At 52.2% G+C, this 11,871-nt stretch carries 15 protein-coding genes; 5 read left to right on the top strand and 10 right to left on the bottom strand.

Going from position 1 to position 11,871, the window contains the following annotated elements; all coding sequences use genetic code 11:
* Positions 1 to 88 precede the first annotated feature (88 nt).
* The 8 genes from GRH90_RS18940 to GRH90_RS18905 form a co-directional block, all read right to left on the bottom strand.
* The gene (locus tag GRH90_RS18940) at positions 89 to 2,449 is read right to left on the bottom strand and encodes a replication endonuclease (RefSeq protein ID WP_162367521.1); all 2,361 of its coding nucleotides are present in this window, start codon (positions 2,447 to 2,449) and stop codon (positions 89 to 91) included.
* The gene (locus GRH90_RS18935) at positions 2,446 to 2,733 is read right to left on the bottom strand and encodes a hypothetical protein (RefSeq protein ID WP_246236144.1); all 288 of its coding nucleotides are present in this window, start codon (positions 2,731 to 2,733) and stop codon (positions 2,446 to 2,448) included. The genes GRH90_RS18940 and GRH90_RS18935 overlap by 4 nt, the downstream gene beginning before the upstream one ends.
* Positions 2,730 to 3,245, bottom strand: coding sequence for a Mu-Gp12 family protein (locus GRH90_RS18930; RefSeq protein WP_162367520.1), 516 nt, complete (start codon positions 3,243 to 3,245; stop codon positions 2,730 to 2,732). The genes GRH90_RS18935 and GRH90_RS18930 overlap by 4 nt, the downstream gene beginning before the upstream one ends.
* 11 nt (positions 3,246 to 3,256) lie before the next feature.
* A complete protein-coding gene (locus GRH90_RS18925) occupies positions 3,257 to 4,075 on the bottom strand; it encodes a DNA adenine methylase (RefSeq protein WP_162367519.1) in 819 nt (272 codons plus the stop codon).
* Positions 4,072 to 4,695: a hypothetical protein gene (locus GRH90_RS18920; RefSeq protein ID WP_162367518.1), complete on the bottom strand. Its 624-nt coding sequence runs from the start codon at positions 4,693 to 4,695 to the stop codon at positions 4,072 to 4,074. The genes GRH90_RS18925 and GRH90_RS18920 overlap by 4 nt, the downstream gene beginning before the upstream one ends.
* A gap of 201 nt (positions 4,696 to 4,896) precedes the next feature.
* Entirely contained in the window at positions 4,897 to 5,256 is a 360-nt protein-coding gene (locus GRH90_RS18915; protein ID WP_162367517.1) for a hypothetical protein, read from the bottom strand.
* A gap of 206 nt (positions 5,257 to 5,462) precedes the next feature.
* Positions 5,463 to 5,744 carry a hypothetical protein gene (locus GRH90_RS18910; protein ID WP_162367516.1) on the bottom strand — a complete coding sequence of 94 codons (282 nt, stop codon included), beginning with the start codon at positions 5,742 to 5,744 and terminating at the stop codon, positions 5,463 to 5,465.
* 16 nt (positions 5,745 to 5,760) lie between these two features.
* Complete coding sequence (locus GRH90_RS18905; protein WP_162367515.1) at positions 5,761 to 6,033, bottom strand: Cox family DNA-binding protein; 273 nt, start codon at positions 6,031 to 6,033, stop codon at positions 5,761 to 5,763.
* A 140-nt stretch (positions 6,034 to 6,173) separates the two neighbouring features.
* Here GRH90_RS18905 and GRH90_RS18900 point away from each other — a divergent pair, with 140 nt between their 5' ends.
* Together GRH90_RS18900 and GRH90_RS18895 are read left to right on the top strand one after the other, a co-directional pair.
* Positions 6,174 to 6,467, top strand: coding sequence for a helix-turn-helix domain-containing protein (locus tag GRH90_RS18900; RefSeq protein ID WP_162367514.1), 294 nt, complete (start codon positions 6,174 to 6,176; stop codon positions 6,465 to 6,467).
* A gap of 66 nt (positions 6,468 to 6,533) precedes the next feature.
* Positions 6,534 to 7,517 (top strand): phage integrase, encoded by a 984-nt coding sequence (locus GRH90_RS18895; protein ID WP_162367513.1) that lies wholly within the window; start codon positions 6,534 to 6,536, stop codon positions 7,515 to 7,517.
* 238 nt (positions 7,518 to 7,755) lie between these two features.
* Here the strand turns inward: GRH90_RS18895 and cpxP are convergent, their stop codons facing one another.
* Entirely contained in the window at positions 7,756 to 8,247 is a 492-nt protein-coding gene (cpxP, locus tag GRH90_RS18890; RefSeq protein WP_162367512.1) for a cell-envelope stress modulator CpxP, read from the bottom strand.
* 149 nt (positions 8,248 to 8,396) lie between these two features.
* On the opposite strand from cpxP, the gene cpxR reads away from it, so the two are divergent.
* The 3 genes from cpxR to trmL all read left to right on the top strand — a co-directional run bounded on the left by cpxR (position 8,397) and on the right by trmL (position 11,033).
* Positions 8,397 to 9,095 (top strand): envelope stress response regulator transcription factor CpxR, encoded by a 699-nt coding sequence (gene cpxR / locus GRH90_RS18885; RefSeq protein WP_162367511.1) that lies wholly within the window; start codon positions 8,397 to 8,399, stop codon positions 9,093 to 9,095.
* On the top strand, positions 9,092 to 10,489 hold the full coding sequence (cpxA, locus tag GRH90_RS18880) for an envelope stress sensor histidine kinase CpxA (protein WP_162367510.1): 1,398 nt from the start codon (positions 9,092 to 9,094) through the stop codon (positions 10,487 to 10,489). Before cpxR ends, cpxA begins: the two co-directional genes overlap by 4 nt.
* A 76-nt stretch (positions 10,490 to 10,565) precedes the next feature.
* Positions 10,566 to 11,033: a tRNA (uridine(34)/cytosine(34)/5-carboxymethylaminomethyluridine(34)-2'-O)-methyltransferase TrmL gene (trmL, locus tag GRH90_RS18875; protein WP_162367509.1), complete on the top strand. Its 468-nt coding sequence runs from the start codon at positions 10,566 to 10,568 to the stop codon at positions 11,031 to 11,033.
* Between the two features lie 13 nt (positions 11,034 to 11,046).
* Here the strand turns inward: trmL and cysE are convergent, their stop codons facing one another.
* Positions 11,047 to 11,862, bottom strand: coding sequence for a serine O-acetyltransferase (cysE, locus tag GRH90_RS18870; protein WP_162367508.1), 816 nt, complete (start codon positions 11,860 to 11,862; stop codon positions 11,047 to 11,049).
* Between the last annotated feature and the right edge of the window lie 9 nt (positions 11,863 to 11,871).

The raw sequence follows: 11,871 nt of genomic DNA, 5'->3' as shown, positions 1-11,871 counted from the left end.
CTTGTCTTTGCTGCAGCACAGCTATTTATGCCTGTGCTACTCGGTGGCCAGCACAGACGAATCCGTCTATGTTTGCCGGTCTGCATAGTTAAATCTGGCTGTGATCGATACCGTCTTCTGGTTTCAGGTTTTCAAAATATTGCCTTAAAATAGCCGCACGTTCAGACTCAGGCGGCGGCCCGTACCGACGTTTCAATTTTTCGAACCGTTTAAGGGGGTCGGTTGGCGGTTTTGCGGAATAAATTTCACCATCGCTACGCCCACTGAAATACTCATCGCCTATTTTCATGGCATGACCGGATAGCAGGAATTTAATTTCGCCCAGGCTTAGTTCGAACCCGAGCGCGGTCCTAGCCGCGTCACGCATCCTTGCCGCCATTTCAGGATCCACACCAAAATCAGCGCGCGCTGGCCGCCGCGCATCCCGAAGTTCCCGCGTTTCTTGCCTGATTCTTTTCAGCGCCCGGCGGCGTTCTTTGCGGGTCATGGCTTTGAAGTCCGCAATAGTCAAGGGCATAGCCATACTCGATCCCGTTCCGTCATCCTGCGGGCCGATCCCCGGCCCCGTACAGTTATTGACAGAACTCCGAGAGGGCGCAGGCGCGCCCTTAAGGTCAACCCCCGAAAGACCAAGGTCAACGGCCTGTTTCCGGACAATTTTCCACTGCTTTGCCCTGGTGATAATCGGGCAATCTATGCCTACTAACGGGGTGTAAACGCCACGTATGCGGATCACTTCTTCACCGTAAGGGGATAGCGCTTCGTTGGTCTCATACCAATTTCTAACAATAAGGTTCTCGCGGCGCACAAACGGGCCGCCCTGGGCGTTGACGTACTCATCCCAATGGCCGAAATCAGCAGCATCATGAACGGCGGCAAACTCAATACTCAGCCCGATCGCGGTCTCATGATCGGCCATCATGCGTAACTCGCGATAAACGGTCACTGGGGCGCCGCCAATGAATTGAAATTGACGAATGCGCCAGCGTGCCGCCCATGCAGATACGGACGCGGCCACATCTTTAAGCGGCTTTTTGGTTTCGTCGTCAATTTCATCGTCCAGGGCATACCCGTCGATATTTTTCGAAATATACTTTGCGATGTACCCGGTGGCGCTTCCTTTTTCCGGGTCGATAGCCTCAACGCAAAAACGGGCTTTTCTTGCCCTGGCGTTGACTAATTCGTGCTCGTCCTCTTTTGTTACGTAACCCTGCATAACTTCCCGGACGGCGCCGACATGCTCAGGTTTCATAAACATCAGCATATGCCAGTGTGGGGTGGCATCATGGTGCGGTTCGGCTACGCGAATGCCGAAAATACTGATGCCATCGCGGGCAAGCTTTGCACGAATGGCCGCCCAGGTCCGCCGCAAGTATTTTTGGGTATCGGCCGGGCTGGCCCCTTCCCACTTCGGATTGCGGTGGCCGTGTTTATTGGTGGCGTGGTATTTGGACGGCGCGGTCATGGTATAGAACTCACCGACATAACCTTGCTGCTCGCAGATATTTTCAAATCCCCGGATGCGATTCATTAATTCGCAGCGTCGTATCGCCGGATTGGCCACGCTGTGATCAAATTTTTCAATCAGCGATATGCGGTTGCCTTCCTCGTCCTCAAGCTCCATCCCCTTAAGAAATTCACGGGTACGGCGTTTCTGCTCCCGCCAGTCGCCTACCGCGTTTTTACTGGCATAAGGGGTGTCTTTTTTGCTTACCTGACCGAAAGCGATCCGCAAATGCTCGCGCCACATGGCGGAGTATCGGCGCAAGCGGTTTTGCCACCACTTAGGCGAGAACATGCGCGAGATCACCGGCGTCATATCTTCCAGTGTGAGATTTTTTTTACCTTTGGTTGGTACGGGTTGCCGAAATCCGCGGGTGATCTCTGCGGCCCGGCGATACATCGCTAGGGCGGTTTTGAAATCGTTCAGGTTATCGGCGGCGGATGACTCCGATATAACACCCAGCTCCAAGGCGATAAATTGCGCAATGTCTTCGGCTAAATGATCGGTTTCCTTGCGGCCCAGATCGGCCAATTTATTAAAACTCCAGAATAAATTGACGTTATCCAGCGTTCTCGCCTCCAACCTGTATTGGGCATTGACCAGATCTAAACGCGGAAATATGCGCTCAACAAAAGTTTTCGTTAAGTACATGTTTGCGCGCTTGGCACCGTTGGTATGTTCCAGGCTGGTAATGGTTCCCATGACCGACCGGCGGATAAATTCCGGTTGCTGATCAAGCATTTCATAGGCGCGGTTAATCGCCGTGCACATTTCATAATGATCACGATCTAGGGCGTGCTTCTCGGCATACGTTGGCAATTCTGGCGGGCGTACGGCTGGACGCGGCGCGTTCCACCAATACGGCCAAGTGATGTTTTTTTCATGACTACCAGGGAAAGGCGGCGGCGGAGAAGGGGCGCGACGGCCCCTGTTGATATCTGTCATTTCCGTTTGCCGTGAACCACCGCAAAACACTGGTCTGTCCGGCGCATCAATTCGTCCTGGATCGCCTCCGGAGTTTCTGGCTCGCCGGGATTTCCCAAGCCAGCAGAAAAATCAGCTATCTCGCTGGTCAATAACAGATCCATCGCCGCCGCTGCGTCCTGCCACGTCTTTTCGTGTTTTGCAATATCGCGTGCACTCATTGTCTTTCGGCGAGAAAGTTTTGATTGTTTTTGCGAGGGCTGATCAAGCCATTTATCGAAAGTTACCGGCGTGCATTCGCTCATGCCGCCTTCCTTACTGCGGCGCGCGCTAAGTCAAAATCACTACCAAGAATTTCCGACGCCCCGGCGCCCTTCTCCGGCTTGGCGTCTGTTTGCAAGTAAATGGCATCTTCATGGCGAAACATTGCATACCCGGTAATGATGAGCATGCCCCAATCAAGACCCATGGCCTTGTTGAGCAAATCACGATCAACATATCCGTTCGGCATTTCGTCGAGCCATAGCTCGAACAATGCCCGGCTTTGCTCTTTTAGGGGGGCCGGCACTTTTTTGCGCGGCCAGCAGGCGTATCGGCTTTTCGCCTCTCCTTTTGTCCATAGGCCAGGGTCTTGATACGGTCTCTCATCAAAACTTATGCCGTAAAATGACACCCTCGTGACGTCGTATTTATAGACTGGCTTTCCGCCAAACAGATCGCAGAACATTGAACAGTTTGATTTAAATTCCGCCTCCAACCGTTCCACCTCATCCCAGACCCCCAAAACGGTTGAAGTCGTGTATTTGTAATAACTCATACGGCACCGCCTTAAATATTATTTGTGGTAGTGAAAATCGCTTCTTTCGCCGTTTTATCAACTCCGGTTGCGCGTGATATTGAACGATTTGCGTCTATAGTTTCGCATTCGAACTGGCTATAAATTTTCGTTTTAATTGCGGCCTCGCTATTCGATGCCACAATGCGGCACCCGCGCGTTTTCGCATAACTCAGCTCATTAGAAAGCCGTTCATGTTCTGGCAATCCAAATTCAGAGGAATAGTATTTAGTAAATGAGGATGACCCCGAGATTGGGACATAGGGAGGATCGGCATAAATCACATCACCATCGCCCGCCATTTCAATGCATTCAGAAAAATCGCAGCATAAAAAAACAGCGCCGGTGTCGTTTGCTTTTTCAGAAAATAGGCGCAACTCTTTATCGGGAAAATATGGCTGTTTATATTTACCAAACGGCACATTGAACCCGCTCAATTCACTATATCGACAAAGCCCATTGAAGCAGTGGCGATTCAGGTACAGAAACATGGCGGCTTTTTGATAACTCGAATAATTACCGCTATTGAAAGCGGTGCGTATTTCATAAAATTTTTCCGGCGTATTTCCATTAGTGAACAACTCTCGCGCGTAACGTAGCAACTTTTCCATGCTATTTTTAACTTTGATGAAAAACAAAATCAGGTCAGGGTTAATATCGCAGAGCAAATAGGTTTTGTAATCAGTGTTAAGAAACACTGTGCCAGAACCTACGAACGGTTCAACCAGTCGGTTTCCCGTAGGCAAAAAATAAATCAGTTGGTCCATAACGCCGGCTTTTGACCCGGCCCACTTCAGCGGGGAGCGGTTCATAGAGCGCCCTCCGCCTGGCGGCGATAATAATCCGCGCGAGAAAACAGAAAGCCCAGCAGCGGCGCAGCCTCGACTTGCAATCCCTTAAGCCTGGCGGCACATAACAACACAAGCTTAATATCATTGGCGGCGTCATATACTGCGGCGGCCTTAATGGCGCAAGCCTGGGCGCTATCAAATGGCCTGGCCGGCAATTCCTCACAAATGGGCGTGGGTGCATTCAAGGCACGCACCGCCTGTAGCCGTTCCGATTCAAGCTGCCGCACAGCGTCGATAGCGTTTTTAGTTAGGATCTCAACATCAACATCGTCGATAACCTCTTGTCCGGCTTCCGTTCCTGTGATTGCAAAAATAACCGAATCGAAAGAGGCTTCGTAATTTTTTAGGCGGTTATATTCTTTATTCAGCTTCGCATTTTCTTGCGACAGGTTATCCAGATCCCGAGATATTTTATAAATCATCTCAGCAACATTACTTAACGCACCTTCGATATTTTTAACATCATGCCCCGCAAGTATCGCTGTCTCAGTATTTACATTAATGGCCGACTTAATTCCATCAATCGTAAGCCACAAAGTCCGCTGCGAGTTACGCAATATTTCGCTAGTAGTGAGACTCATTTTAATGCCTCTATAAATTTATATAACGCCACAACAGCGGCGCTGCCTACGATCCAAATTGCTGCACTAAAAATAATTACGTACAGAGCAGCATGCCTACATAGATGTTTGCTGAATATGCCTTCTAACATATCAACTCCTTAATTGAGGCGAACGAGGTCCGGCGCGCTTATTAAAGGCACCTTTGTTTTTTAAATGTCGCTAAAGATTTAAGCGGCAGTCAGCTATTGATATGAATGGAGGTAAAGCACGCCCAAATGATCCGATCTCATTTAGGGCGTATATAATGAGCTCGCGTTGGGCCTCGGTGAAATCCTCGAATCGTTTCGCGGCATCGCCCGCCACGAAAGGCCGTTTTAAGCCGTTCTGTTTTGCGATGCGATTAGCGCGAAATAAAATCATTTCCCGGTTTGCATCGCCGGTTTCATCGCCCACTTTTTCAGACGATGGATTTTTATTAAAATTTCTGGCGGCCTCGTTACTTGATATCTTAGCTTTGCGGCGCCAGTCGATCGCGAATTCTTTAAATGGCATTTTTTCCACAGCTTGATTAGATTGCATAGGACACCTCAATTAGGCGCATATTCCCATTAACCAGGCGAACCAACGCGGGCGGGCCGGGGCTTTGCCTGGCGCGCGCATAAACGGGACGTTGGGATCAGAAACAAATTTGCGGCCGTTTGGCAAATCCACCCAAAAGCCGGCGGCGGCCCAGCGGGCCGGGCGCTGATGGTTCACCAGTAACGATGATAATGACGGGCATTTGTTCATGCGGCCCCCTGTTCATCATCGGCAAAGGGCTGTGGAGGGATGCTGGTTATTTTGAATTCAGCGACCATGGCGGCCAGCCTTTCGGCATCCGGATCGGAAATGCTGAACGCGACGGTAGCCAAAGAACTTAAGTCGCAGCGAGTAGCGATAATCGCAGACCGCTGCCAAGGTAGAGCGGGCCTATACCGCTGATCGATAAGCGGCGCGTTTGGTTCGGTCATACGTACCGCGTGCCGCTCCAATATCTGATTAGTCAAAGCGCGAATAGCCGATTTCATATTTTCTACCCCTCTCTTACAAACCGAGCCATAACAGCCAGGCGTCGCGCTGTTCTTTTGGCCGGTTAGCAAAAGCGTCATGCATGGCGCGGTTGAACTCAGGAAGGAACACCCATTGCTCGCCACGACGTGGCGCCGGATTGTCCGGGTTTTTCCAGGGAATGAGAGGCAATTTCCCGTCCTCAACCATGTTTTTGACAGCTGTCTCCGTTTTACCAATTAACTCCGCGAATTTTCGGAGCGGGACGGCATCCAGCGGATAGCGAATTTCGTAAGCCTCTTTGTTCATTTATGATAATCTCCTCTGATCCGCCAGATGCTTACAGAGGCTTATAGCTACCTGTGTAAGCGGCGGATTTCTGCGCCTGTACTGGTTCCGATTATGGGACCTCGTGGGCGAATATTAGGATAACTCTCGGAACCAAGTCAATGCATATTTCCGAAAAATTGAAAGCGATACGAGCAGCGGAAGGCTTAAGCCAGTCTCAATTCTGTAAAATCATGGGCATACCGATTAGTACATTGAAAAAACTTGAAGGGGGACATAACGAGCCAGGATGGATAACGTTAACAACACTTACGCAACATCATCAATTCGAGAAATATACTCTTTGGTTGATGACAGACAAAATAGCCCCTGAAGCCGGTCAGATTGCACCGGCCGTCGCACACTCTGGGCAAACCGAAACAAAATCACACCAATCAGGCAGCAATGTTGGCTAAACATTTACATTATTTACCTTTTTGATATTGATTTTCAAAATGATAGTTATGTCGGAGGGCTTCATCATGTCAATTAAGAAGCTCGATGATGATCTATATGAAGTGGACATAAGGCTGGGCGGGCGCGATGGAAAACGCATCCGGCGGCGGTTTGAAAAGAAAGGCGAGGCGGTGGCATTTGAGCGCTACACCTTGGCAAATGTGAGTAAAAAGGAATGGCAAAGCGGTGCAGGAATAGAGCGGCGGAAACTTAGCGAAATTTTGGAACTATGGTGGCTATACCATGGACAGAATCTGAAAAACGGCATCATTGAACGACGGCAATTAAACAAGACTGTGATCCAATTTGGAGATCCAGAGATCAATCGGTTGAATAAGCGCGTTATCCTTGAGCATCGCACCCAGCGACTGATCGGGGGAATTAGCGCGGCTACCATCAACCGCGATATTTACCGAATTTCCGGCCTGTTCTCCGCGCTGATCAAGGTGGAGGTACTGGATTGCCCCAATCCATTTAAAGGATTGCCGCCCCTGGCGGAAAAGCAGCCGGCCATGACTTTTTTGTCAAAGCCTGAAATCAAAAAACTGCTTGAGGTGTTATCTGGGGATGCGCTGCGTTTAGCGTTGCTTTGCTTAAGCACCGGGGCGCGCTGGGGCGAGGCGAGCAGCTTGAGGGCCGAACAAGTCGCAAATGGACGGGTTACGTTCCTTGATACTAAGAATGGAAAAAATCGAATGATCCCGATCTCCGTTGAGCTTGAGCAGGAGATTAGAAAACAAGATTTTGGAGGATTGTTCAAGGTGGATTATGAGGCGTTCTGTAACACGCTCCGTTTGGTAAAACCAGCGCTACCAAAAGGGCAGGCGTCTCATGTGTTGCGGCATACGTTTGCCAGTCATTTTATGATGAACGGCGGTAATATCGTGGCATTACAGCAAATTTTGGGGCACGCGAGCATTCAGCAAACCATGGCGTATGCGCACCTGGCGCCCGATTATTTGAAAAATGCCGTAAATCTCAATCCGTTGCACGGAAAATTAAGCATTTAAAAGTGTCCACATATTGTCCACACTCGCGGAATTTCGTCCATTTTTGACCACATTCCAGATGGCTACAAATGCTTGCAAATGCTTAATACTATTGATTTAGAAGGTTTTATTTTTTAAGTCATTGAAAAAAAACCCGCCTTGTGGGCGGGGAAGACAGGGATGGTGTCTATGGCAAGGAAAAAAGGGAATGCACTATTTACGCGTTACTGTACTCTCTACATCACTACACATCACGTTGCTACTCATTACTCAACACTGGCTTCTGGGTAGAAGTTTGGGTCATTTCCGCCATCTGCAGCTGGATTTCGGCGATGCGCTGCTGATGTTTTTGATTCAAAATTTGTCTTTGCTCGGGCGTCAGCAGGTTGTACATTTGGTTGCGCACCTTGGCCATTTCAACCTGGCGAATCACCTGCTGTTGCGCCATTTTTTCCGTCTGGGCCCGGACAGCCGGTTCATCGAAAGTTTCCGCTGTCACCAATGTATGCAGCCGTTCCATTTCGCTAATATTAAGTCGGGGTGCTGCAAGCCGGGCCTGGCTCATTAAATCACGCATTTGTTGCCGCTGTTGCTCGGTGAGCCTGACGCCGTCAAACATGCTGTAATGACTATCGCTAAGCCGACCGGCGATATCATCGTGATGCCAACCTTCCGTAGCAGTCTTTTCGCCAGCCATGGTGCTTCCTGTTGCCAGGGCGGCGGCGATGACTAATACGTTAAGTTTGTGCATCCTTAACCCCTTGACCCTTTTCGTTGTTGCTTAACCATGAAGTCATTCTACTGAGGCCGCTGCAAACATGCGTCAGGGGATGTAAAGCTACGTAAAGTCATGGATTGGTAGTGATTGATGACGTATTTTGCATCATGAGGTGAATAAAAATGAATAAAATCCTTTTGGTTGATGACGACCGTGAATTAACGGCTTTGTTAAAAGAATTGCTCGAGATGGAAGGTTTTGACGTCCTGGTCGCCTACGACGGCGAGCAGGCCTTGAATATGCTGGACAGCTCGGTGGATCTCTTATTGCTTGATGTGATGATGCCCCGTAAAAACGGTATCGATACGCTGAAGGAATTACGCCAGCAACACCAGACACCGGTCATTATGCTGACTGCGCGCGGCAGCGAACTGGATCGGGTGCTGGGGCTGGAGCTGGGCGCGGATGACTATTTGCCCAAACCGTTTAACGATCGCGAGCTGGTGGCGCGGATCAGGGCGATCTTACGCCGTTCGCACTGGACCGAGCAGCAGCAGGCCGGTGATACCGGCACGCCCGCGCTGGAAGTGGATTTTTTACGCCTCAACCCCGGCCGGCAGGAAGCGACGTTCGACGGCGTGGCGCTTGAGCTGACCGGTACGGAGTTCACCCTGCTTTACCTGCTGGCCCAGCATCTGGGACAGGTGGTGTCCCGTGAGCACCTGAGCCAGGAGGTGTTGGGCAAACGCCTGACGCCGTTCGACCGGGCGATCGACATGCATATCTCCAACCTACGGCGTAAGCTGCCGGAGCGCAGGGACGGACACCCGTGGTTCAAAACCCTGCGGGGAAGAGGCTACCTGATGGTTTCCGCCGCATGATAAACAGCTTAACCGCCAGGATTTTTGCCATTTTCTGGCTAACCCTGGCGTTGGTGCTGATGTTGGTGCTGATGGTGCCCAAGCTGGATTCACGGCAGCTGACGCCATTGCTCGACAGTGAACAGCGCCAGGGCATCATGCTGCAACAACATGTGGAAGCGGAGCTGGCCGGCGATCCGGCCAACGACCTGATGTGGTGGCGGCGGCTGTTTCGCTCCATCGATAAGTGGGCACCCCCTGGGCAACGCTTGATACTGGTGACCAGCGAGGGGCGGGTTATCGGCGCCCAGCGTAATGAAATGCAGGTTATCCGTAACTTTATCGGCCAGTCCGATAACTCCGACCATCCGCAAAAGAAAAAATATGGCCGCGTGGAATTGGTCGGTCCGTTCCCGGTGCGCGACGGGGAGGATAACTATCAGCTTTATCAAATTCGTCCCGCCGGTAATTCACAATCTGACTTCATCAGCCTGATGTTCGATCGGCCGCTGCTGTTGCTGATTGTCACGATGCTTATCAGCATTCCCCTGTTGCTCTGGCTGGCCTGGAGCCTGGCGAAACCGGCGCGTAAGCTCAAACATGCCGCCGATGAGGTGGCCCGGGGTAATTTACGCCAGCATCCGGAGCTGGAAGCCGGCCCCCAGGAGTTTTTAGCCACCGGCGTCAGTTTTAACCAAATGGTCAGCGCCCTGGAAAGAATGGTGAATGCGCAGCAACGCCTGCTGTCCGATATCTCCCACGAGCTGCGTACCCCCCTGACGCGTTTGCAGTTGGCTACCGCCCTGATGCGGCGCAAGCATGGCGAAGGCCATGAGCTGGCCCGCATTGAAACCGAAGCTCAGCGCCTGGACTCCATGATTAACGATTTGCTGGTCCTGTCACGCAATCAGCATAAGAATGAGTTAACCCGCGAATACGTCACGGCCAGCGATCTGTGGAGCGATGTGTTGGACGATGCCAAATTCGAAGCCGAGCAGATGGGCAAAAACCTGCAAATCACCGCCCCGCCCGAAAACTGGATGCTGGTGTGTAATCCCGCCGCGCTCGACAGCGCACTGGAAAATGTCGTGCGTAACGCCCTGCGTTACTCGAACCAGCAGATATCGGTGGCGTTCACCGCCGATCAGCTCGGCGTCACCATCACCGTCGATGACGACGGGCCGGGCGTCAGCGCTGAAGACCGGGAGCAGATTTTCCGGCCGTTCTATCGTACCGATGAAGCGCGCGATCGCGCCTCCGGCGGCTCGGGACTCGGCCTGGCGATCGTAGAAAAAGCGGTTGAGCAACATCACGGATGGGTTAAAGCGGAAGATAGCCCGCTGGGCGGGCTGCGGCTGGTTATGTGGCTGCCGTTGCAGCACCGTCGGCAGGCGACGGGCGTCGAAAGCAAATAACATTCGGCAAGCGTCCGGGAGTTGCGGCGTACCGTCGTTTTTTTTGTTATCCTGCGCCCTCGTCAAGGGGGCCGCCATGTTACACATCGTTTTATTCGAACCGGAAATCCCGCCAAATACCGGCAATATCATACGCCTGTGCGCCAACACCGGCTTTCAGTTACACCTTATCGAGCCGTTGGGATTTACCTGGGACGATAAGCGCCTGCGGCGCGCCGGCCTGGATTACCATGAATTCGCCGAGATCAGGCGCCACCATGATTATGGGGCTTTCCTGGCCGAGCAAGCGCCGCAGCGGCTGTTTGCCCTGACCACCAAGGGCAGCGCCGCCCACAGCGCGGTGAGCTATCTGCCTGGGGATTATCTGCTGTTTGGGCCGGAGACGCGCGGCTTGCCGCCCGCTATCCTCGATACCCTGCCTGCGGATCATAAAATCCGCATTCCCATGCAATACGGCAGCCGCAGCATGAATCTATCCAATGCCGTTTCAGTGGTGGTGTACGAAGCCTGGCGCCAGCTGGAGTACCAGGGCGCGCGCGCCTAGGCGGGAACGCCGGTCAGATGCCGTCGCCATATTCGAAACCATGACCGCCAAAGAACTGATCCATATCCATGGACGGCTTATCGCTGTCCGGCCTGCCGACGATCCTGGCAGGCACGCCGGCGGCGGTGGTATGCGGCGGTACCGACTGCAGCACCACGGAACCCGCGCCGATTTTAGCGCCCCGGCCGACCTCGATATTGCCCAGGATAGTCGCTCCGGCGCCAATCATCACGCCCTCGCGAATCTTAGGATGGCGATCCCCGCTGGTTTTTCCGGTCCCGCCGAGCGTGACCGACTGGAGAATGGAGACATCGTTTTCCACGACGGCCGTCTCGCCGATAACAATGCCGGTGGCATGATCGAGCATAATGCCGCAGCCGATTTGAGCGGCCGGGTGAATATCGACGCCGAAGGACACCGAGATCTGGTTTTGGAAATAGATCGCCATCGCCTTGCGGTCCTGGCCCCACAACCAATGGCCGATGCGATAAGCCTGCAGGGCATGGAAGCCCTTCAGGTACAACAACGGCGTAGAGTATTTATCCACCGCCGGATCGCGCAGTCGCACCGCATGGATGTCGCTGGCGGCCGAAATAATCATCTGCAGGTCGGCGCTATAGGCCTCTTCGACGATTTCCCGGATGGCGATGGCCGGCATAATCGGGTTGGCGAGTTTGTTGGCCAGCATATAACTTAGCGCGCTGCCCAGGTTTTCATGTTTGAGCAGGGTCGCATGAAAAAAACTGGCCAGCATGGGTTCACAATCCGCCAGCAAACGCGCTTCAGCTTTAATGTTATTCCACACCAGCTCCAACTCTTCAGTCGACATACTCACTAC

Origin of the sequence: Acerihabitans arboris, assembly GCF_010131535.1 — a bacterium.
Lineage (GTDB): Bacteria > Pseudomonadota > Gammaproteobacteria > Enterobacterales > Enterobacteriaceae > Acerihabitans > Acerihabitans arboris.
Note: the sequence above shows the minus strand (reverse complement) of the source record. Positions and strands in the feature narration are given on the sequence as shown.

Excerpts from the sequence above, each read along its gene's own strand:
- GRH90_RS18940 (WP_162367521.1), bottom strand. The coding sequence starts at position 2,449 with ATGACAGATATCAACAGGGGCCGTCGCGCCCCTTCTCCGCCGCCGCCT.
- GRH90_RS18925 (WP_162367519.1), bottom strand. The coding sequence starts at position 4,075 with ATGAACCGCTCCCCGCTGAAGTGGGCCGGGTCAAAAGCCGGCGTTATG.
- GRH90_RS18905 (WP_162367515.1), bottom strand. The coding sequence starts at position 6,033 with ATGAACAAAGAGGCTTACGAAATTCGCTATCCGCTGGATGCCGTCCCG.
- trmL (WP_162367509.1), top strand. The coding sequence starts at position 10,566 with ATGTTACACATCGTTTTATTCGAACCGGAAATCCCGCCAAATACCGGC.
- GRH90_RS18930 (WP_162367520.1), bottom strand. The coding sequence starts at position 3,245 with ATGAGTTATTACAAATACACGACTTCAACCGTTTTGGGGGTCTGGGAT.
- cysE (WP_162367508.1), bottom strand. The coding sequence starts at position 11,862 with ATGTCGACTGAAGAGTTGGAGCTGGTGTGGAATAACATTAAAGCTGAA.
- cpxR (WP_162367511.1), top strand. The coding sequence starts at position 8,397 with ATGAATAAAATCCTTTTGGTTGATGACGACCGTGAATTAACGGCTTTG.
- GRH90_RS18900 (WP_162367514.1), top strand. The coding sequence starts at position 6,174 with ATGCATATTTCCGAAAAATTGAAAGCGATACGAGCAGCGGAAGGCTTA.
- GRH90_RS18920 (WP_162367518.1), bottom strand. The coding sequence starts at position 4,695 with ATGAGTCTCACTACTAGCGAAATATTGCGTAACTCGCAGCGGACTTTG.
- GRH90_RS18895 (WP_162367513.1), top strand. The coding sequence starts at position 6,534 with ATGTCAATTAAGAAGCTCGATGATGATCTATATGAAGTGGACATAAGG.
- GRH90_RS18910 (WP_162367516.1), bottom strand. The coding sequence starts at position 5,744 with ATGAAATCGGCTATTCGCGCTTTGACTAATCAGATATTGGAGCGGCAC.
- GRH90_RS18935 (WP_246236144.1), bottom strand. The coding sequence starts at position 2,733 with ATGAGCGAATGCACGCCGGTAACTTTCGATAAATGGCTTGATCAGCCC.
- cpxP (WP_162367512.1), bottom strand. The coding sequence starts at position 8,247 with ATGCACAAACTTAACGTATTAGTCATCGCCGCCGCCCTGGCAACAGGA.
- cpxA (WP_162367510.1), top strand. The coding sequence starts at position 9,092 with ATGATAAACAGCTTAACCGCCAGGATTTTTGCCATTTTCTGGCTAACC.
- GRH90_RS18915 (WP_162367517.1), bottom strand. The coding sequence starts at position 5,256 with ATGCAATCTAATCAAGCTGTGGAAAAAATGCCATTTAAAGAATTCGCG.